This is a genomic window from Bifidobacterium santillanense (assembly GCF_018555385.1).
Lineage (GTDB): Bacteria > Actinomycetota > Actinomycetes > Actinomycetales > Bifidobacteriaceae > Bifidobacterium > Bifidobacterium santillanense.
In genome coordinates this window covers 248,269-268,744 of sequence record NZ_JAFEJS010000002.1, presented here as the reverse complement: position 1 = coordinate 268,744, position 20,476 = coordinate 248,269, and the positions used below count along the sequence as shown (strand labels likewise).

General features: G+C 67.2%; 17 protein-coding genes, 2 tRNA genes and 2 pseudogenes. 13 read left to right on the top strand and 8 right to left on the bottom strand.

Annotated features, from left to right (window positions below):
- Positions 1 to 636 precede the first annotated feature (636 nt).
- Together JS528_RS11510 and JS528_RS03680 are read left to right on the top strand one after the other, a co-directional pair.
- Positions 637 to 1,104: pseudogene (locus JS528_RS11510) on the top strand (2-amino-4-hydroxy-6-hydroxymethyldihydropteridine diphosphokinase); the annotation flags it as partial.
- Positions 1,104 to 1,640 carry a DUF3180 domain-containing protein gene (locus tag JS528_RS03680; RefSeq protein ID WP_214357752.1) on the top strand — a complete coding sequence of 179 codons (537 nt, stop codon included), beginning with the start codon at positions 1,104 to 1,106 and terminating at the stop codon, positions 1,638 to 1,640. The pseudogene JS528_RS11510 and the gene JS528_RS03680, both read left to right, overlap by 1 nt.
- 109 nt (positions 1,641 to 1,749) lie before the next feature.
- Here the strand turns inward: JS528_RS03680 and JS528_RS03675 are convergent, their stop codons facing one another.
- Positions 1,750 to 2,661, bottom strand: a complete 912-nt coding sequence (locus JS528_RS03675; RefSeq protein WP_214357751.1) for an acyl-CoA thioesterase — start codon at positions 2,659 to 2,661, stop codon at positions 1,750 to 1,752.
- Between the two features lie 192 nt (positions 2,662 to 2,853).
- Positions 2,854 to 4,530, bottom strand: coding sequence for an energy-dependent translational throttle protein EttA (ettA, locus tag JS528_RS03670; protein WP_214357750.1), 1,677 nt, complete (start codon positions 4,528 to 4,530; stop codon positions 2,854 to 2,856).
- Positions 4,531 to 5,093: 563 nt separating this feature from the next.
- On the opposite strand from ettA, the gene JS528_RS03665 reads away from it, so the two are divergent.
- Both JS528_RS03665 and JS528_RS03660 read left to right on the top strand, forming a co-directional pair.
- Positions 5,094 to 5,984, top strand: coding sequence for a DUF1684 domain-containing protein (locus JS528_RS03665; protein WP_214357749.1), 891 nt, complete (start codon positions 5,094 to 5,096; stop codon positions 5,982 to 5,984).
- A 238-nt stretch (positions 5,985 to 6,222) separates the two neighbouring features.
- Complete coding sequence (locus JS528_RS03660; RefSeq protein WP_214357748.1) at positions 6,223 to 7,740, top strand: MFS transporter; 1,518 nt, start codon at positions 6,223 to 6,225, stop codon at positions 7,738 to 7,740.
- 96 nt (positions 7,741 to 7,836) lie between these two features.
- On the opposite strand, the gene JS528_RS03655 is transcribed toward JS528_RS03660, so the two are convergent.
- Together JS528_RS03655 and JS528_RS03650 are read right to left on the bottom strand one after the other, a co-directional pair.
- Entirely contained in the window at positions 7,837 to 8,334 is a 498-nt protein-coding gene (locus JS528_RS03655) for a hypothetical protein (protein ID WP_214357747.1), read from the bottom strand.
- A 79-nt stretch (positions 8,335 to 8,413) separates the two neighbouring features.
- Complete coding sequence (locus JS528_RS03650; RefSeq protein WP_214357746.1) at positions 8,414 to 8,746, bottom strand: hypothetical protein; 333 nt, start codon at positions 8,744 to 8,746, stop codon at positions 8,414 to 8,416.
- Between the two features lie 146 nt (positions 8,747 to 8,892).
- On the opposite strand from JS528_RS03650, the gene rarD reads away from it, so the two are divergent.
- Together rarD and JS528_RS03640 are read left to right on the top strand one after the other, a co-directional pair.
- Positions 8,893 to 9,870, top strand: coding sequence for an EamA family transporter RarD (rarD, locus tag JS528_RS03645; RefSeq protein WP_214357745.1), 978 nt, complete (start codon positions 8,893 to 8,895; stop codon positions 9,868 to 9,870).
- A gap of 187 nt (positions 9,871 to 10,057) precedes the next feature.
- A tRNA-Asp gene (locus tag JS528_RS03640) sits at positions 10,058 to 10,134 on the top strand.
- A gap of 385 nt (positions 10,135 to 10,519) precedes the next feature.
- Here JS528_RS03640 and JS528_RS03635 read toward each other — a convergent pair.
- The 3 genes from JS528_RS03635 to JS528_RS03625 form a co-directional block, all read right to left on the bottom strand.
- Positions 10,520 to 11,470 carry an ROK family glucokinase gene (locus tag JS528_RS03635; protein WP_214357744.1) on the bottom strand — a complete coding sequence of 317 codons (951 nt, stop codon included), beginning with the start codon at positions 11,468 to 11,470 and terminating at the stop codon, positions 10,520 to 10,522.
- A 388-nt stretch (positions 11,471 to 11,858) separates the two neighbouring features.
- Positions 11,859 to 12,683, bottom strand: coding sequence for an alpha/beta hydrolase (locus JS528_RS03630; RefSeq protein ID WP_214357743.1), 825 nt, complete (start codon positions 12,681 to 12,683; stop codon positions 11,859 to 11,861).
- A gap of 149 nt (positions 12,684 to 12,832) precedes the next feature.
- The gene (locus tag JS528_RS03625; protein WP_214357742.1) at positions 12,833 to 13,237 is read right to left on the bottom strand and encodes a hypothetical protein; all 405 of its coding nucleotides are present in this window, start codon (positions 13,235 to 13,237) and stop codon (positions 12,833 to 12,835) included.
- Between the two features lie 385 nt (positions 13,238 to 13,622).
- Here JS528_RS03625 and JS528_RS03620 point away from each other — a divergent pair, with 385 nt between their 5' ends.
- The 5 genes from JS528_RS03620 (at position 13,623) to prmC (ending at position 17,447) form a co-directional block, all read left to right on the top strand.
- Positions 13,623 to 14,315, top strand: coding sequence for a hypothetical protein (locus tag JS528_RS03620; protein ID WP_214357741.1), 693 nt, complete (start codon positions 13,623 to 13,625; stop codon positions 14,313 to 14,315).
- 344 nt (positions 14,316 to 14,659) lie between these two features.
- Positions 14,660 to 14,733 (top strand) — tRNA-Ile (locus tag JS528_RS03615).
- A 210-nt stretch (positions 14,734 to 14,943) separates the two neighbouring features.
- Positions 14,944 to 15,156, top strand: coding sequence for a 50S ribosomal protein L31 (rpmE, locus tag JS528_RS03610; RefSeq protein ID WP_214357740.1), 213 nt, complete (start codon positions 14,944 to 14,946; stop codon positions 15,154 to 15,156).
- Positions 15,157 to 15,294: 138 nt separating this feature from the next.
- Positions 15,295 to 16,383 carry a peptide chain release factor 1 gene (gene prfA, locus JS528_RS03605; protein WP_214357739.1) on the top strand — a complete coding sequence of 363 codons (1,089 nt, stop codon included), beginning with the start codon at positions 15,295 to 15,297 and terminating at the stop codon, positions 16,381 to 16,383.
- Between the two features lie 197 nt (positions 16,384 to 16,580).
- A complete protein-coding gene (gene prmC, locus JS528_RS03600) occupies positions 16,581 to 17,447 on the top strand; it encodes a peptide chain release factor N(5)-glutamine methyltransferase (protein WP_214357738.1) in 867 nt (288 codons plus the stop codon).
- A 128-nt stretch (positions 17,448 to 17,575) separates the two neighbouring features.
- Here prmC and JS528_RS11915 read toward each other — a convergent pair.
- Positions 17,576 to 18,174: pseudogene (locus tag JS528_RS11915) on the bottom strand (sugar O-acetyltransferase).
- Between the two features lie 394 nt (positions 18,175 to 18,568).
- Between JS528_RS11915 and JS528_RS03590 the strand changes: the two are divergent.
- On the top strand, positions 18,569 to 19,216 hold the full coding sequence (locus JS528_RS03590; protein WP_214357736.1) for an L-threonylcarbamoyladenylate synthase: 648 nt from the start codon (positions 18,569 to 18,571) through the stop codon (positions 19,214 to 19,216).
- Positions 19,213 to 20,343: an MraY family glycosyltransferase gene (locus tag JS528_RS03585; protein ID WP_214357735.1), complete on the top strand. Its 1,131-nt coding sequence runs from the start codon at positions 19,213 to 19,215 to the stop codon at positions 20,341 to 20,343. The genes JS528_RS03590 and JS528_RS03585 overlap by 4 nt, the downstream gene beginning before the upstream one ends.
- Positions 20,344 to 20,476 lie beyond the last annotated feature (133 nt).

Genomic DNA, 20,476 nt, shown 5'->3' with positions numbered 1-20,476 from the left:
CGCGGCGGTTTTTCTTCGCCCGCAACCGTGAACAGTCGAAGGAACGAAGTGAACAACGAAATGGACAGTGCGCACGACGCCTATGACGTCGTCCGTCTGACCGGCGTGCGCGCCGGGGACGCGGACCGGTTCCGCGCCGACGTGACCCTGCGGGTCGCATATGCCGGTCGCGGGCGGGCCGATGACGGACCGTTCGGATCCGAGCCCGCCGTCGACGGGGCATCCGCCCCGGTGATTCCCTGGAATCGCATCGCACGAACCATCGCCGATGCCATCGGGGGAGCGTCCGTCGAATGCGGCGGGGACGGCGCGGACGCGGACGACGGATCCGTCAACGGGGCCGACATCCACGGACTCGCCCGGGACGTCGCCGATCGTCTGCTCGCGATCTCGGACGGCACCGACGCGGTGCGCGCGGTCGAGGTCACCGTGCGCGACCTGCGCCCCGACGTGGGCGTGCCGTGCGAGGGCGTCTCCGTCACCGTCACGCGCGTGCGGGAGACGGATGACGCATCACGCACACGCGCGGAGGACAACGGAACGGCTGCACCGGAGGCGGACGACGCGATCGCCGGCCGCCCGGATGCCGCGGAACCGCCGTCGACGGACGACGTCCCCGACGGGGCCGCGACCCACCGCCATGCCGTGATCTCGATGGACTCGACCTCGACGGACGCCGAACGGCTGTTCCGCGAGTCGATCGTCGCGCTCGAGGGCGTGCCCGGCACCCAGGTCGAGGGCATCTCGCCTCTCTACCATGTGAGCAACTTCGACGGGCCGGACGCGATGGCCGCCGTCATCCAGATCGAGACGACGATGGGCGCGCGGGCGCTGATCGGCGCGCTCGGCACGATCGAACGGTCGCTCGACGGCACCATCGACCTGGACCTGATCGACATGGACGGCGTCGCGCTGGACGAGCCGGACTGCCGCGTGCCGTGGCCGTCCGCGCGCGAACACGCCGCCGTGCTCGCCCCGTGGATGGATATGGACCCGAACGCGACGCTCGGCGGGGACCCGGTCTCCTTCCTGCTGGCGATGGCGCCCGACGCGGCGCGCGTGGGACTGCTGTCCGACAACTGGATTCTGGGAGGAACGGTCTGATGAGCGCGAAACGCACACCCTGGTGGCAGCCGGCCCTCGCCATCGCGCTGGGCGCCGTGGCGGGCGCCGTCGTCGCGGAGCTGGGGGAGCGGTTCGGCCTCACCCTGATCGGCGCGCCATGGTTCGTGGCCGTCCTGCTGATCGCGATCGGCGTCATCGTGCTGGTTCTGGCGCTGAACGTGCACAAGTATGCGACCACCGATCCACGCAAACGGCCCAGCACGTTCGTCAATCCGCGCCTCGCGTTCGACACGCTGGTGCTCGCGAAGGCGCTCGCCCTGGCCGGGGCGATGCTCGCCGGATGGTACGGCGGCCAGATCATCCCGACCATCGGGCACATCGAGGCCGACTTCTACTCGCAGGCCGTGCTCGAATGCGCGGTGACCGCCGTGGTGTGCCTCATCGACATGGTCATCGGACTCGTGGGGGAGTGGTTGTGCCAGCTGCCGCCCACCGAAGGGCCGGAGAACCCCAAGATGAAGCAGGCCGCGCAGGAACGGGGCGTCGCCTCCGCGGCCGCCAAGACCCGCCACTGACGACGGACTGACGACGATGAGGCCGGGCCCCTCTTGAAGATGGGTCCGGCCTGCGCAAGATGGAGTCAGCTCCTTAGCTACAAGGAAGACGAGTCGGGCGTCATGCCCACTACCGTTGCGGTTGCTGCGGGACGCGGATCATCGCCTCCTGGGCGATCGCGGCGACCAGCTCGCCGTCGCGCGAATACACCTTCGCGACGCCCAGACCGCGTCCATGCGCGGCCGTGGGCGTGTCCTGCACGTACAGATGCCACTGGTTGACGTCCACGTCGCGGTACCACCACATCGAATGGTCGATCGACGCGTACGAGATGCCCGGCGTGGCGATCGACAGCCCGGCGCGGCGCAGCACCGGCTCCATCATCACCTGATCGCAGCCGAGCGCCAGCATCGCGCGGTGCATGAGCTGCGGGATCTCGACCTCGCCGTCGGCCCTCATCCATACCATCTGGCGGCCCGAATCGGCTTCGGCGGAGGCCTTGTCGGGGCCGAGCATGATCGTGGGCGTGATGTGGCGGATGTCGAACGGCGACTTCTCCGCATAGTAGTTCGCGAACGGCGACTTGCCGGCGTACGGCGCCATCAGGTCCTTCGCGCTGGTCAGGGATTCGGGATCCGGCAGATCGGACGGCATCGGATCGGCGAACTCCACGCCCTCCTGACCGACCGTCTGGAACGACGCGATCGCCGTGAGGATCGCGCCCTCCGCCTGCGTCACGTTGACGCGTCGCGCGGAGAAGGAACGTCCGTCGCGCAGCTTCTCGACGTCGAAGAGCAGGTCCTGACGGATGTCGCCGGGGGCGACGAAATAGCCGTGGATCGAATGCGGCAGACGGTTCGCCGGCACCGTCTTGGCCGCGGCCATCAGCGACTGCGCGATGACCTGGCCGCCGTAGACGCGTCCGGTGGGGAAGTACAGGCTCTCGCCGTTGACGTACGTGTGGTTGCGGTAGTCCGAGGGCTTGCCCAGCTTCAGCACCTTCACCAGATGTTCCAATGGTGTCATAGTGGCGTCGGTCATGTTCGAACCCCTTAGATGATCTCGGTTGTTCATCGTTGCGTTGTGCGTTGCCCACACTGTAACGTCCGGGCGTTAAGCAGGGCAGAGACGATTGTAACGAGCATGTGAGCCGTGTGAACGACCGGTTATGGAATGTGGAAGGGGCTTCCGCCGACGCGGAAGCCCCTAGGACAGTTGCTGCACGGATGCCTATCAGCGAGTCAGCTTCCTATGCAGGCGGTGCGGGCGGGCGGCGTCCTCGCCGAGGCGGGCGACGCGGTTCTCCTGGTAGGCCTGGAAGTTGCCCTCGAACCAGTACCACTTGGCCGGGTTCTCGTCATCGCCCTCCCATGCGAGGATGTGCGTGGCGACGCGGTCGAGGAACCAACGGTCGTGGGAGATCACCACGGCGCAGCCCGGGAAGCCGAGCAGCGCGTTCTCGAGGGACTCGAGGGTCTCGACGTCGAGGTCGTTCGTGGGCTCGTCGAGCAGCAGCAGGTTGCCGCCCTGCTTGAGGGTCAGGGCCAGGTTCAGACGGTTGCGCTCGCCGCCGGAGAGCACGCCCGTGAGCTTCTGCTGGTCGGAGCCCTTGAAGCCGAAGCTCGCCACGTAGGCGCGGGTCGGCACCTCGACGCCCGCGACCTCAATGAAGTCGAGACCGCCGGAGACCGCCTCCCACAGGTTCTTGTTCGGATCCAGGCCCTCGCGGTTCTGGTCGACGTAGCTGATCTTCACGGTGTCGCCGATCTTGAGCTCACCGGAGGTCAGCGGCTCGAGGCCCACGATCGTCTTGAACAGCGTGGACTTGCCGACGCCGTTCGGGCCGATCACGCCGACGATGCCGTTGCGCGGCAGCGTGAAGGACAGATCGTCGATGAGCACGCGGTCGCCGAACGCCTTGTGGAGGTGCTTCGCCTCGAGCACCAGCGAACCCAGACGCGGGCCGGCCGGGATCTGGATCTCGGAGAAGTCGAGCTTCTTGTTGTTGCGGGCCTCGGCCTCCATCTGGTCGTAGCGCTCCAGACGGGCCTTGTTCTTGGCCTGACGGGCCTTCGGCGAGGAGCGGACCCAGTCGAGCTCGTCCTTGAGACGCTTGGCGAGCTTGGCGTCCTTCGCGCCCTGGATCTCCATACGCTTGGCCTTGGTCTCCAGGTAGGTGGAGTAGTTGCCCTTGTACGGGTACAGGTGGCCGCGGTCGACCTCGCAGATCCACTCGGCCACGTTGTCCATGAAGTAACGATCGTGGGTGACGGCGATGACGGCGCCCTTGTACTGGTGCAGGAACTTCTCCAGCCACAGGATCGACTCGGCGTCGAGGTGGTTGGTGGGCTCGTCGAGCAGCAGCAGGTCCGGGGCCTCGAGCAGGAGCTTGCACAGGGCCACGCGGCGGCGCTCGCCACCGGAGCACACGGAGACCGGGGTGTCCGGATCCGGGCACTGCAGGGCGTCCATCGCCTGATCGAGCTGGGAGTCGAGATCCCAGCCGTTCGCGGCGTCGATCTCGGTCTGGAGCTTGCCCATCTCCTCCATCAGCGCGTCGAAGTCGGCGTCCGGGTTGGCCATCTCCTCGCCGATCTGGTTGAAGCGGGCGACCTTCTGGGCGATGTCGCCGAACGCCATCTTGATGTTCTCGCCCACGGTCTTGGTGTCGTCCAGCGGCGGCTCCTGCTGCAGGATGCCGACCGTGAAGCCCGGGGTCAGGGTGGCCTCGCCGTTGGAGACGGTCTCGAGGCCGGCCATGATCTTGAGCAGCGTGGACTTGCCCATGCCGTTGGGGCCCACCACGCCGATCTTCGCGCCGGGCAGGAAGCTCAGCGTCACGTCGTCGAGGATGACGCGGTCGCCGAACGCCTTGCGGGCCTTAATCATCTGGAATACGAATTCTGCCACTTGCAGTTACTCCTTAAAAGGTTGGAATTCCGCCGTTCCCTGGTTTGCGCATGTCGGCCGCCCCGTGCGGCGTCGTTGTCGGTACCCGTCCGCATAGCGGTCGATCTCATGCCAAACCACCGCCCACCATGCTATCGGAAGGGCTGGAATGCCGGCGATCGCCACGGGACTGCGTGGCGGGACGATGATGCCGGTTGATGGCGGGATTCTCTCGCCGGGGCGTCCCTACGCGAGAGATACATGCCACAGACCGGCGGCGATGTCCTGATTGGTGATGGCAGCGAGAGGTTTTCGCCGGTCGCAGGCAGGAATCTCTCGACAGACATGCCCTTGGAGAGAGATTTCCGCCACCACATGGCAGGAACGGCTCGGAATGCGGGCCGCGGCGCGGCGGTCGTAGGCGTCCGGGGCGGTCGTGGTCGTTCTGGGGCTTCCGGGGCCGTCTATGGTCGGTTATCGCCATTGGCTATAGCCTCGTCCGGCGCGGCGGGTCTCGGGCTGCCGGTTCCGCCGGTATGGTCGGATCATGAATGATGCTGCGCGATGAGCGGAAGGAGTGCATGATGACCGATTCCACGACGAACGAGGCCGCATGGCTGGACTGGCGGCGTCGGCGCGAGGAGGATCTTAAGGCGCCGTACGGGTGGCTCTCCCAGACCGGGCTGTACTGGCTGCAGATGCTCGGCGGGTTCAAGGCGCGCGTGCCGGGCATCGCCGGCGAATGGGCGCTGCGCGACGGCGCGGTGACGTTCACGCCCGCCGCTCCGGCAGTGCTGGACGGGGAGGGCGAGCCGGCGGACGCGCCGGTGCTGGTGGATGCCCAGGGCGGTCGTACGTCGATCGCCGGCCCGGTCCACGTGCCGAGCGACGCCGAGGCGAACGGCGCGTACGTCGAGGTCGGGCGAATCCGCGCCTCGGTGATCGAGCGCTCCGGTCGGTTCGGCATCCGCGTGCGGGATCCCGAATCGGAGTTCCGCCGCGACTTCACCGGCATCCCGGCCTACGACTTCGACCCGGCATGGCGCATCGCAGGCCGTTTCGAGCCGTACGACGAGGCCCGTGCCACGTCGGTGGGCACGCGCGTCCCGGGGATGTCGAGCACGCTCGACGCCGTCGGCGAGGTGAGCTTCACGGTTCAGGGCGCCGAACAGCGCCTCATCGCCTTCGACGGCGGCGTGGCGGCCGACGGCTCGCGCGGACTGTTCATCATCTTCCGCGATCCCACGAACGGCGACACCACGTACGGCAGCGGCAGGTTTCTCGCGGCGACGGTGACGGGCGGCGGCGTGGCGGCGGACGATGTCACCGTGTCGGACCATGGCGCGCCGAACGTGCTGCTGGACTTCAACCGCGCCTACAACCCGCCGTGCGCGTTCTCGCCGTACTGCACGTGCCCGCTGGCCCCGGCCGGCAACGAGGTGAGCGTGCCCGTCACCGCCGGCGAGCGCCACTGAACGCGAGCGCATGACGCGGCGCATCGCGGGAGGAGAGCATACGGTCCGCCGGGCCTTGTCTCCCGGGCCTTCGGCATGCGACTCCCGGTGGCCGGCCTCCGGCCGCATTGCGCTCCGTGGGCTCCCGTGTCTTCCGTTCCCCGCGTCCCGAGTGAGTTTCGCGTAACATTCGCCGGTACGATGACATTGTTCGATATGCAACAATCATTGGCACGTACTGGACGGAGGATTCACGCGCATGGACGGACACGACACGCAGAACGCACGGGCGGCACGGGCGGGGGAGTCGGTGGAATCGGCCCCAACCCGCCGTGGCGGCGCCGCGCCGTCGGACGCCGGCAAGCGGCCGGTCGACAGGGCCGTCGTCGTGTGCGTGGTCGCGCTTGCGATCCTCACCTTCCTCGGCATCCTGTCCGAGACGTCGCTCAACATCGCCTACTCGACGCTGATGCGCGAGTTCTCGATCGACGCGTCCGTCGTGCAGTGGCTCACCGCCGGTTATCTGCTGTTGCTGTCGGTCGCGATCCCGAGCTCGCCGTTCATGGTGCGCCGGTTCGCCACGAAGACGCTGTTCGTGGCGGCCGTCTCGATCTTCGCGCTCGGCACGGTGATCGGCGCACTCGCCGTCAACTTCCCGATGCTGCTCGCCGCGCGTCTCGTCATGGCGCTCGGCACCGGCATCTCCCTGCCGCTCATCACCAACATCATCCTCGAGAAGGCGCCGCTCGAGCAGCGTGGCGCGATGCTCGGCATCGTCAGCCTCGTCACCTGCGCCGCGCCGGCCATCGGACCGGTGTTCGGCGGTGTCGTGATGGAATACCTCAACTGGCATTGGATCTTCTACACGATGCTGCCGTTCCTCGCCGTCTCGTTCGCACTGGGCGTCGCGACGATACCGGACATCCGTCATCAAGGCGACGCCGGGCGTGCGACGATCAGCGTGCCGTCCCTGCTGCTGGTCGCGCTCGGCCTGTCGGGGCTCATCGTGGCGGCGAGCTTCTTCGCCGAATGGAACGGTGACTGGCGGTTCTGGACCGTGCTGGTCGCGAGCGTCGCGGTGCTCGCGGTCTTCGCCGCGACCCAACTGCGGATGGAGAGGCCCCTGGTCGAGGTACGCGTGTTCGGCTACCCGGGATTCACGCTCGGCATGCTCGTCCTGCTCATGGCGTCCGGCGGCGTGCTGGGGCTCAACTTCATGCTGCCGATCCTGCTGCAGCGCGGCTTCGGCTTCGGTTCGCTCGTCGCGGCGCTCGTCCTGCTGCCGGGCGCGGTGATCGGCGCGATCGCGGCGCCGATGATCGGCAACGCGCTGGGGGGCCATTTCCCGCCGAAGTTCATCCTCTTCGGCTTCGCAGGCGTCACCGTGATGGACGTCATCCTCGTCGTCTCCTACGGCAGCGTCCCGACGATCGCCGTCTCCTACGCGCTGTTCATGGCCTGCTCCGGATTCGTGCTCGTGCCCGACCAGACCCACGCCCTCAACCAGCTGCCCGCCCGGCTCAACGCCGACGGCTCGGCCGTGATGAACACCATCCAGCAGCTCGCCGGCGCGATCGGCACCGCCGTCGCCAGCACCCTGCTCTCCGAGTTCTCGGCTCTGGCCGCGAGGGGCGGCGCCGACGAGGCTGGCGCCTACCTGCAGGGCTTCTCGTGGAGCATGTGGGTCATCGCCGGCATGGCCGTATGCGGTGCGGTCTTGGCCGCGCTCATGTTCCGCTTCTCCACACGCCGTCCGCCCGAACTGGTCGAGGCGTAGGAGTCGGTGCCGTGGTGTCGTGGGTCGACCGGCGACGCCACGGCGCGGAAAGGGAAGGACATCCGCGGGCGGCCCGCGTCCGCGGATCCGCGGATATCAATGGGCGCGGCGCACGCGTGCGACGATCCGCCTCGTCAGCCACACCGCGCCGAACCCGAGGAACGACGCGACCGCGAACCTCACGGTGAACACCCACACGTCACCCATCGCGCTCCAGCTCCAATAGCCGCCGCCCAGCGGCGAGCAGGTCGACGCCACCGGGCAGACGTCGTCGTACGGCATGATGAGCGCGACCAGCAGCGGCACCGGAATCAGCGTGCAGACCAGCGGGAAGCGCAACGCGCGCCACGGATGCGCGAGCGCGTCGTCACGCGAGGCGTACGCGCCGTTGACCACCAGCAGCACCGGCGGAATCATGAAGTTGATCATCACCGCGACGACCATCGCCGCCTCGCCGTTCACGGTGAACGTGACGATCAGCAGAACGAGCATCAGCCCGTACATCAACGCCGTCACGAGCCAGCAGGCGAGCTGCATCCCATCCGTGGGTCGCATGAGTCGACGGTTCTTGTCCGGTCTCGAAGCCGTGCCCATGGTGGCTGCCCTCCTCGGCAGGTAGGCGTCATCGTGATCGTGGATCGTCGTGACAGGGACGGTCCGGAACGGGTGGGGCTCAGTGACGGCCGTGACCCATCTCGCGTACGGCGTCCTTGACGGCCCACTTGGTCAGCACGTACTGCGCGTAGACGCTCAGCGCGACGGTGGCGGCCATGATGACGACGGAGACGGCCGCGCCGAGCGCGTTGCACGACTCGCCGTCCTTGCCGTTGCCCTTGAGCGTGAGCGCCTTGACCGGGCAGCGCCTGATCGGGCATCGCTTCGGCCCGTGGCCCTTGCAGCGGCATCCGTCCTTGCCGTCGCCCTTGCAGCCGCAGGCGTCCTCGACCGGCTCGGCGGCGGTCTCGTCCGTGGCGGTGATGGTGTTCTCGATGGCTTCGTCGCTCATGATGTCCCCGATTCGGCATTAGGTGTCCCGGTCCTCGTGACCGGGAACGGTTACCCGTCATTCTACCAAAACCGACGTGTCCCGGGGCTTTGCCCGCGCAGCCCGCCCGCCTCGATGCGGCCGCAATGCCGCGTTAGAATCATCCGGTGAGATCTGAAGCAGAAGCATCGAAGACACCTCCGGAGCGGATGACGTCGGGCGACGGCACCCGCGTCGTGCAGACCCCGAAGGGCGTGGCGGCGACGCTCGCTCAGGCGTTCGTGTACGGCATGTTCCCGCTGTACTGGGCCGCGCTCGCCTCCGTGCCGTCGATGAACGTGATGCTCTACCGCATCGTCACCGCCGCCGTGGTCATGGTCGCGTTCATGCTGCTCACCCGCCGGTGGAGCGGATTCGTCGACGCGGTCCGTGCGATGCGGCGCACGCCGAAGGTCTTCGCGATGGCCGTCGTCGCGGCCGTGCTCGTCACCATCGACTGGGTCGTCTACATCTACCTCGTCTCGATCGGACGCACCTCCGAGGCCAGCGCCGCGAACTTCCTCATGCCGCTCATCAACATGCTGCTCGCCCTGGTCATCCTGCGCGAGCGCGCCACACGGCTCGGGCTCGTCTCCATGGTGATCGCCGCGCTTGGCGGCGCGCTCTACGTGCTCGACACGGGCGCGTTCCCGGGGCTCGCCCTGTGCATGACGTTCAGCTATTCGGGCTACTGCCTCATCAAACGCTTCGTGCCTCTCGACCCGTTCCAGTCACTGACCTTCGAGACCGGCGTGCTCACGCCGATCGCGTTCGTCGCGCTCGCCGTCCAGCCCCGGTTCGGCGTGCCTGCGGGGGAGCCGTGGTGGGTGTGGGCGCTGCTCGCCGGCTGCGGCGTGCTCACCGTGATCCCGCTTGTGCTCACCTCGTACGGCGTCAAGCACGCCGCGTTCCTCACGCTGAGCTTCACCCAGTACATCACACCTACGATCCAGCTGATCCTCGGTATCGTCGTGCTTGGAGAACGGGTGCCCGCGCACCGGTTCGTCTCGTTCTCGGTGATCTGGATCGCGCTCGCCGTCTACACGTTCGACATCGTGCGCAGGCATCGCCGACATGGGGAGGGGCGATCGGGGGAGCGTGTCTAGGCGACGGCTGCATGGGCGTTTCGTTGACGTTGGGCCGACGATGCTGTTGCGGGGTCTGAAAACCAATGATTCCAACGGTTTGCGTAGGGCGTTGGTGACGATCGTCCAACGCGACACGCCGATGGTTGACGTTGCTGTGGATTCGAGTAATATATCCACTCGTGCCTCACGGAAGTGAGAAACACACGGCCCCGTAGCTCAGTTGGTTAGAGCGCCGCCCTGTCACGGCGGAGGTCACCGGTTCAAGTCCGGCCGGGGTCGCCACCACAAGCTCCCGAAACGATTCGGGAGCTTTTTGTTTTCCAACGATCCCGACCCTCAGGCGGACTCCGTCCGCGTTGAGCACCACCGACGGGACTATGGGCCAAGTGTGCGGTTATGGGCCAAATGGTGTGTCCTGTGGTCTAGTCGTTTGACGGCCATTGGGCTCGGGTGTGGAAGTCGTTCCAGTCGGGGCCGGTGTCGTATCGCATGGGGATGCCGAACGCCCCGTATTGGTCCTGCGAGCGGTACATATTCTCGGAATTTCCCCCATGCGCGCGAAAAAGTACCGCTGATGCGCAATCAGGGGCACCTTTTCGCGCGCAATGGGATGATTTCGCGAAAAGGTACCCTTGAGCGATGTTGGATCGGACTTTCGATATGCGGGTCAGTGCAGGGCGAGGTTCGCGGCGCCGATCAGGCCGGCGTCCTGGCCGGCGGTGGCGGCGACGATCTTCGCATGGCCGCGGTAGGCGCTGCCTTCGAGGAAGCGAGCGTAGTTGTAGCGGGCCGGGTCGAGCAGGATGTCGCCGACGGCCACCACGCCGCCGCCGATGACGAACAGATCCGGGTCGAGCACGGCGGAGACGGCGGCCATCGTGCGGCCGAGCCACTCGCCGATCTTGCCGAAGGCGTACAGGCCGAGCACGTCGCCCTCCTGAGCCGCCTGAGAGACCATCGGGCCCTCCAGCTTGTTCACGTCGCCGCCGCACAGCTCCAGCAGACGCTTGGCGTCCTGCGGACGACGGCGCACGGCCGCCTTCGCGAAGTGCTCCAGCGCGCTGCCGGACGTGTAGCGCTCGGCGCAGCCGCGCAGACCGCAGCCGCAGGTGTCGCCGTCCGGGACCATCGGCAGGTGGCCGAGCTCGGCGGCCATGCCGAAGGAGCCGCGGTAGAGATGGCCGTCGACGACGATCGCGCCGCCGAGACCGGTGCCGACGGTCAGCGCCACCATGTTGCGGCTGCCCTGGCCGGCGCCATGCACGTACTCGCCCCAGCCGGCGCAGTTGGCGTCGTTCTCGACAATGACCGGCACGGCGTGATCGATGAGCGCGCCGACGTGCTCGGACAGGTCGTAGTTGATCCACGCTGGGATGTTCGCCGAGAAGGTGAGGGTCCTGCGGTCGCTGCCGACGTTGCCCGCCGCGGAGATGCCGATGGCCTCGATGTCGTCGTGGCCGGAGGCGATTGCCTCGCGGTAGATCTCGGCGATGTTCTGGTTGATGGCGTCGGCGTCCATCGGGGTGGGAACGCGCCAACGCTGGATAATGCTATCGTTTGCGTCGCACACGGCACCCGCGATCTTGGTTCCTCCGATATCGATTGCCAGCGTGGTCATGGCTTCTCCTTTGATTGCTCCATAAGGCTGTTTCGATAGCGGAATACTAGCGAACAGGCGGGATAACAGGGTGTCGTCCGTTCATATTCTGTCGCCTGCGACGCATGGATTGTCGTCGGTGCGATGAATGCTCATCGCACCGAAACGCATTGTTCCCATCGGAGATGCCTTGCGTATACGGCACTGTTAGCGCAAACGTTGGCATTCGTCGCCATGTGCGCCCGCCGGTTCCCGATTTCGGGGCTGGGAAAATCGGGAACCGAAACCGCACGGAATCGAACACGGCCGGAATCGGGTTTCCGCACGGTTCCGGGATTCGGCATGTGCGAATGAACAGGGCTCCGGTTCCCGATTTGCCGAGGTCGAAAATCGGGAACCGGAGGAGTCGTCAGGCGAAGGTCCTGCGCAGCCAATCGACCGCCAGACGCGGCCAGATCTGCAGACAGGGGACGACGTTGTCCGTGGAGCCGGCGCGCGCGGTCTCCTCGGTGCCGAGCGAGAGTCCGTGGCGGCCTTCGGGGAACAGGTGCGCCTCGACGCTCACGCCGGCGGCCCGGCATGCGCCGACGAGCATCAGCGTGTTCTCGACCGGCACGGTCTCGTCGGTCATCGTATGCCAGACGAACACCGGCGGGGTCGTGGCGTCGATGTGCCTCTCGATCGAGACCTCGTCCAGCATCGCCGCGTCGTGCCGGCGGTCCGCCCCCAGCAGCGTGCTGATGCTTCGGCGGTGCGCGAACTTACCGGCGGTGATCACCGGATAGGAGAGCATCAGCGCGTCCGGCTTGACCTGCGCGGGCTCGATGCCGTGCGCGGTGAGCGCCGCGTCTCCGGCTGACGTCGCCAGATCGGCGGCGAGATGTCCGCCGGCGGAGAAGCCGATGACGGCCACGCGGCTCGCGTCCACGTGCCACGCGTCGGCGTTCGCGCGGATGAGCCGCATCGCCTCGGCCGCCTCAAGCAGCGCGACCGGGTACCGGCTCGGTGCGCACGAGTAGCGCAGTACGAACGTCTGGAACCCCTCGGCGGCGAAACGCAGCGCGATCGGCTCCGATTCGCGGTCGGAGGTCATCGCGTAGGCGCCTCCCGGCAGGATGAGGATCGCCGGACGGCGCCTGTCCGGATCCATCTCCGGACTGTTGTCGATCACGTAGCCGGTGAATCGGGCCTCGGTGCCGTCCGTCCCGGCGATGGTGCGTTCGATGATGCGCATGATGCTCCCTCCTTGGATGTGCTGTGGCCATTCTAGGCGGTTGCGCGTCCGGAAGGGGCGCCGCGATATGCGAAGGGCCTGAAACCGGTGCGTTCCGATTTCGGGCCCGTGTGCGTCGTGTGGAGCCGGTGCGGCCGTTCCGTCCGGCGTCAGACGGCGGTGACGCGGAGCAGGTCGGCCAGCTCACGCTCGAGTTCGTCGATGCGGTGGAGCTGGCGGGCGATGAGCAGATCGCGCGGATCCGCGCCCGCCATGTTCGGCAGGTCGTCGGCGAACGGCGACGAATCGATCTTGGCCGTGGCGGCGTCGGGGGAGTACTGCGGCACGTCATGGCGGTTGCGCCAGCGGGCGAAGCTGCGTTCGATGCGCTTGTATCCGACGAGCTTGGGATCGAGGCCCGCCTCGCGGAACAGGGCGGTCGGGCTGGCGCTGCTGCTGTAGCGCTCCAGGCACTGCCGTTTGAACGCGTCCGCGTAGGTGATGCGGGTCGCGGTCGCGTGCTCGACCGCGGGGAGCGATTCCAGATACTTGATCTGCTCCTTGGTGAACGTCATTCCTGCCGTCCTTTCTGCGTCGGTATTCGGGCGTTGTGGGCGTATCGTCCGTTGACAAGATGTCAATTGACGAATTGGTCATCCATATGCTACACGCATTCACGCGTATGTCATTCGCTGTTTCATAACAATTCCATATCAATGTGCGGAATGCAATATGGACCGATCCATATGTCGGACATCGTGCCGGAATGCGTCGATGGGTGGTGTGCCTCGCGCGACGGACCTTCCGCCGCGCGCCGGAATCCGCGTTATCCACCGGTTCATCCACACGTGCGCGACGGTTGCACACAGGGGTTGCCCGAGGCGGAGCCCGACGCCTAAGGTGGCGTGCACGAGGAGGACGACGGCGTTCTCCGGCAAGACCCCAAGGAAGGGGACGACCATGACGATGAGCGAAGCGACGACGATCCGCGGATGCGACGACTGGGGAGAGGCGGTGACCATCCCCGCGTTCCATGTGGCGAGCATGTTCCGTCGGGCCGATCCCGAGTCCTACGACGACGCCCGGCGGGAGTTCTTCATCCAGATCAGTCTCAATCCGTTCCGCACCCGCAGCGAGGAGTTCCATCGCAGGATCGAGGACGCGTTCGACCAGTGGTTCACGTTCGACTACCACATCGACCAGCTGGGGTTGACGCCGTTCGCGGTCGCCTCCGCGTACGCGCGCGACGAGAACGAGAACGTGGGGGAGCGCGGTTATGCGGAGCTGTGCGAGACGGCGAAGACGAACTTCGCCTCGTGGTTCTGGGTGCGCGAGGCGAGCGCCGTCGAGGCGCGCATCGTGCTCGAGGACGTGATCAACGGCGGCATCTACGGCGTGAGGGACTTCCCGACCGCGGCCGCGTTCGACGGCGCGACCGGCGGCGCCGTGGTGGCGCGCATCGCGCGCGTGCACGGCGCGTGGCGGATGGTCGGCGACCCGCTGTTCCAGGCGCGCAAGCCTGACTCCGAGCGGTTCCGCCTGCATCTGGCCTCATGTCTGCGCACGTGGAACCCGAAGTTCATCGACCTCGTACGCGTGCTGTTCGGGTGCGATCCGTATCTCAAGCTTGATCTGAAGGACATGCGCTGGTAGCCGGCCGACGCCGGCCGCCCCGCCGGTCCGTTCCATGGAGGAACGACGGCCCCGTCGGATCAGCGTCGATCCGACGGGGCCGTCGTCCGTCGCGGGGCGGGTCGCGGTCAGTACTTGTTGGCGCGGCGTGGCGTGCGTCGCTCGGGATGGTTCGCGCGTTTCGTGTGTGCGGGCGCATGCGTCGCCGTCGGCGGACTTCCGTGAAACATTGCGTGAAACGGTCGTGGAACATGTCGTGAAACACTTTCGGGGCGATCGTGCGCCAGGTGCGGCCCGATTCCGTGTGCGGGTGCGGGCGTTTCGCGGCGATGCGCGTCGGGGCGGCCGGTACAATATGTGGGTCCGCCCCCGTAGCTCAGTCGGTTAGAGCAGCACCCTTATAAGGTGTGGGTCCTGGGTTCAAGTCCCAGCGGGGGCACTTCGTGCCCCAGGTTGTTGGCTCACTGTCGTTCGCCTTCGCCTGAAAACGCCTCTGGCGTTTTCTTCACGGCTCAGCCAGCGGGGGCACTTCGTGCCTCCTCCGCGTGTCGGGGCTGTCGGGGGACGTGCCTACAATTTCGAAGGTTCCGGTTCACGCCAGCCAGAGGGGCGTGGCGACCCGGGTCACCTGAATTCCTTAGGAGACATTATGAAGCAGGGTATCCATCCCGATTACCATGCCGTCGAGGTCCTGTGCTCGTGCGGCAACACCTTCGTCACCCGTTCCACCTACAAGGGTGATCACATGACGGTTGACGTGTGCTCGAAGTGCCACCCGTTCTACACCGGCAAGCAGAAGATTCTCGACACCGGCGGCCGCGTGGCCCGCTTCGAGAAGCGCTACGGCAAGAGGACCAAGTAGCATTCTTGACGCCAGTCCATGGGGCCCGGCGCGCGCCAGCGCGCCCCGCCCGGGACTGGCGTTTTTGTATCCAAACGCATATCGCGTCGTCGTTAGCAGTGTTTCAGTCGTTGTTTTCAGGATTCTAAGGAAGGCGTCATGGCAGACGAACAGTTCCCCGCGGCCGCGACCGCGCTGGAGGAATACCAGTCCATCGAGGAGCAGATGGCCAGTCCCGAGGTGGTGACCAACCCCGACAAGATGCGCAAGCTCGGCCGCCGTCACGCCGAACTCGGCGCCATCGTCTCCGCGTACAAGACGTACCTCGGCATCAGGGACGACCTCGAGGCCGCCCGCGAGATGGCCGGCGAGGACCCCGACTTCGCCGACGAGGCCAAGCGCCTCGAGGCCGAGCTGCCGGCCGCCGAGGAGAAGCTGCGGACCGCGCTCATCCCGCGCGACCCCGACGACGCGCGCGACGTCATCATGGAGATCAAGGCCGGCACCGGCGGCGAGGAGGCCGCGCTGTTCGCCGGCGACCTGCTGCGCATGTACACCCGCTACGCCGAGAAGCGCGGCTGGACCGTCTCCATCCAGTCCGAGAACGGCACCGAGCTCGGCGGCGTCAAGGACGTGCAGGTCGCCATCCGCGCCAAGGGCACGCCCGCCCCGGAGGACGGCGTGTGGGCCTCGCTCAAGTACGAGGGCGGCGTGCATCGCGTCCAGCGCATCCCCGTGACCGAATCGCAGGGCCGCATCCAGACCTCCGCAGCCGGCGTGATCGTCTTCCCGGAGGCCGACGAGGACGACGACGAGATCGAGATCGATCCGAAGGACCTGAAGATCGACATCTTCATGAGCTCCGGCCCCGGCGGCCAGTCCGTGAACACCACGTACTCCGCCGTGCGCATGACCCACCTGCCCACCGGCATCACGGTGAACATGCAGGACGAGAAGTCGCAGATCCAGAACCGCGCCGCCGCGCTGCGCGTGCTCAAGTCGCGACTGCTCGCGATGAAGCACGAGCAGGAGGCCGCCGAGGCCGCCGACATGCGCCACTCGCAGGTGCGCTCGCTGGACCGCTCCGAGCGCATCCGCACGTACAACTTCCCGGAGAACCGCATCGTCGACCACCGCACGAACTACAAGGCGTACAACCTCGACCAGGTGCTCGACGGCGACCTGCAGGCGGTCATCGACTCCGACATCCAGGCGGACGAGGCGGAGAGGCTCGCGAATCAGCAGTAGTAAGGATGACTGCGCCATTCGTCCGGCGGGAATCGGTCCATGCGATGCGCGACACGCTCAAGGCCGCTCGGCCAAGCCTACGGTCGCGCATCGCATGGACCGATTCCCGCCTCGTTGGGCGGTTTCGTTGCGATTGATTCGCGAGATGGTGTGAGAGCGACAGAGAGCGATGGGAGGGTGGTTTGTCCCTAGGGGAGATGATTCGTGGGGCGGCGGAGACGCTGCGCGCGGCGGGCGTGGATACGCCGGAGCATGACGCGAAGCTGCTGATGGCCGAGGCCGCGGGCGTGGAGCTGCGTGATGTGGACAAGGCGCTGCTGATGGGCGAGACGCTCGCCTATGACACGGCGCGCTTCGACGAGATGGTCGCGCGGCGGGCCAAGCGCGAGCCGTTGCAGCACATCGTCGGGCATGCGCCGTTCCGCTACCTCGACCTCGAGGTCGGTCCGGGCGTGTTCATCCCGCGGCCCGAGACCGAGACCGTCGTGCAGGCGGGCCTCGACTGGCTCACGCGCAACCGCATCGCGACGCCCCGCGTGGTCGATCTGTGCGCGGGCTCCGGTGCGATCGGCCTGTCCGTCGTCACGGAGGTGCGCGGCGCCGAGGTGTGGGCCGTCGAACTGTCCGACGAGGCGTACGCGTGGACCGAGCGCAACCGCGAGCTGGTCGCGAGGCGGGACCCTCTGGCGGGCTACAACTACCATCTCGAACGCGGCGATGCCACCAGCCCGCTGACGCTGCCGCAGCTCGACGGCACCATCGACATCGTCATCACCAATCCGCCGTACGTGCCGCTCGCCGCGATCCCGGAGCAGCCCGAGGCGCGCGACCACGACCCGGACATGGCCCTGTACGGCGGTTCGGCCGACGGCGCGCTCATCCCCGAGCGGATCGTCCTGCGCGCGGCCGGGCTGTTGCGCGCGGGCGGCGCGCTCGTCATGGAGCACGACATCTCGCAGGGCGACCGTCTCGTCGCCTACGCGCGCGCCAACGGCTTCACCGAGGCGCGCACGGAGAACGACTGGACCGGTCGGCCCCGCTTCCTGTTCGCCGTCAGGGGCTGAGCCGTGAAGCGAACGGTCCTGTGGACCGTTCGTGGGCGAAGGGCGGCGACAGCCGCCGTGATCCCCCGCCCGTCGACTTCCCTCGGTCGGCTACGCTGATGGCCCCTGCCGGAGGGAGCGGGGACGGCCTACTCGGCGTACTGCTGGTAGACGCTGGCGTCCTTGTCGGTGATGGTCTTGATGACGCGGGCCGGGTTGCCGACGGCGACCGAGTTCGCGGGGATGTCCTTGGTGACGACCGCGCCGGCGCCGATCACGCAGCCGTCGCCGATGGTCACGCCGCCGAGGACGGTCACGTTGCCGCCGAACCAGCAGTTCGAGCCGATGTGGATCGGGCGGCCGTATTCGTAGTCGTAGGCGGAGCCGTCCTCGCGCTTGCGCGTGTTGCGGTCCTGCCAGCGCAGCGGGTGCATCGGGGCAGCAGGGAGACGTTCGGGCCGAACAGCACGTCGTCGCCGATGGTGACCGGCGCGCAGTCGAGCACGGTGAAGTTGAAGTTCGCGAACACGCGGTCGCCGATCGTCGTGTGGCATCCGTAGTCGAAGAACACCGGTCCCAGCACGTCCAGCGACTCGCCGTGGCCCGGCAGCAGCTCGTCGAGGATCTCGGCGCGGGCGGCGCGGTCGGCGCGCGAGGTGGCGTTGAATCGCGTGCACAGGTCGGCGGACCTGTCGCGCAGCGCGACCAGCTCCGGATCGGACACGTCGTACAGCTTGCCGTCGAGCATCTCCTCGCGCTCGGAGCGGCGCGGGGTGCGCAGCTCGACGGGCGGCACGCGGAACGGGTCGTCGTCGGTACCGGCGGCGTCGGACGGGGTGTTGGTCTGGTTGGTCATGGTGGCTCCTTTGCGTGTATTCGGGCGGTCCGTCATGCGCACACTGTATGTGTACGACCGTACATAACGGGCCTCGTCGCCGATCGGCTGCGATGCCGTCAGGTTCGGGCCTTCGTGCGACGAAAAGTTATTCGAACAACTTTCATTGTACTGCCCGCTGAGACGAAAACGCCGCGGTCCGTGTGCAATGATGCAATGATAGGTTGTGTCGCGTCCGCCGGCCGAGGCCGAAGCGAACGGTCCGGCGCCACGGGCGGACGGCGATGATGAACGGAGAGGACGGACGATGAGCGAGATTCGCGCTATCGACGACGAGGCATTGGCCGAGGCGGCCGGGATCATCAGTGACGGGGGACTCGTGGTCATCCCCACGGACACCGTGTACGGCATCGCGGGCGATCCACGCAACCAGAGGGCCATCGACCGCATCTACGAGCTCAAGCGCCGCCCGAGGTTCAAGGCGCTGCAGGTGCTGCTCGCCGACGTCGACCAGATCGACGGGCTGGGCATCGAACTGCCGGCGCCGCTCAACAGGCTCGCCGCGCAGTTCATGCCCGGCGCGTTCTCGCCGATCGCCGTGGCGGGGGAGGGATGCACCCTGAGGACCCTCGCCGTGGACGGCACGCAGGGCATCCGCGTGCCCAACTCGGTCCTGTGCCTCAAGGTCCTGCGCGCGCTCGGCCCGCTCGCCGCGTCCAGCGCGAACCGGTCCGGCGACGAAAGCGCGCAGAGCGTGTACGAGGCCGTCGAGGCGTTCGGCGACGCCGTCCCGCTGTATCTGGACGGCGGCAGCACGCCCGGTCACGTCTCCAGCACCGTCGTCGCCGCCGATCCGCACGAGCGCGACGGCATCAGGATCCTGAGGGAGGGCGTGATCCCGCAGACGACGATCCGCCGCGCCCTGCACATGAACGGAGGGGGACTGGGCGCATGAGGATCTACCTGTTCGTCGCCGCCATCGCCGGCGGCGCCACCTACCTGCTCACACCGCTGATCCGGCACGTCGCCATCGAGATCGGCGCCGTCGGCGAGGTCCGCGCGCGCGACGTGCACACCATCCCCACCCCGCGCATGGGAGGCCTCGGCATGATGCTCGGCTTCGCCGTCGCGATGCTGTTCGCCAGCCGCATCCCGTTCATCCAGGGGCTGTTCGAGACCACGCGTCAGGCGTGGGTCGTGCTGCTCGGCGCGATCATGATCTGCCTGATCGGCATGGCCGACGATCTGTGGGACCTCGACTGGATGCTCAAGATGTCCGGACAGCTCCTGACCGCCGTGTTCGTCGCGTGGGGCGGCCTGCAGATCATCTCGCTGCCGCTCGGCTCGCTCGTCACCGCGAGCCCGAGCATCTCGATCACGATCACCGCGTTCCTCATCGTCGCGTCGATCAACGCCGTCAACTTCGTCGACGGCCTTGACGGCCTGGCCTCCGGCATCGTCGCGATCGGCGGCATCGCCTTCGCGATCTACTCCTATATCCTCGCGCGCACGTCGCCCTCGTACGCCTCGATGGCCACGCTCATCGACGTGGCGCTCGTCGGCATCTGCGTCGGGTTCATCCTGCACAACTGGCATCCGGCGAAGCTGTTCATGGGCGACTCCGGCTCGATGCTGCTCGGCTACCTCATCACCTGCGCGTCGATCGTCATGACCGGACGCATCGACCCGGCATCCGTGCACACCAGCGTGTATCTGCCGGTCTTCATGCCGATCCTGCTGCCGATCCTCGTGCTGTTCCTGCCGGTGCTCGACATGTGCCTGGCGATCACCCGGCGCCTCGCCAAGGGGCAGTCGCCGATGCATCCGGACCGCATGCACCTGCACCACCGCATGCTCAGGATCGGGCACACCGTGCAGGGCGCCGTCGCGATCCTGTGGGCGTGGGCCGCGCTGATCGCCTTCGGATCGCTCATGATCCTGTTCTTCAAGGCCTGGCAGGTGTTCATCGGCATGGCGCTCGTCGGCGCGGTGCTCGCCGTGATCACGATGTACCCGTACCTCAAGCACCGCATCCCGGAGATCCGCGCGGAGAACGAGGGCGCCAAGCACGTGCGCGGCTGACCGGCGCCGGCCGGGATCCGGGATCGCGCGAGCCGGCCGGCCGGTGGGATGAACGCGGGCGGAACGGCGGGCGAACGCTTGGGAAACGGCCGTTCGCGACGCACATAGTCGATATCCGTGTCCAACGTCAACG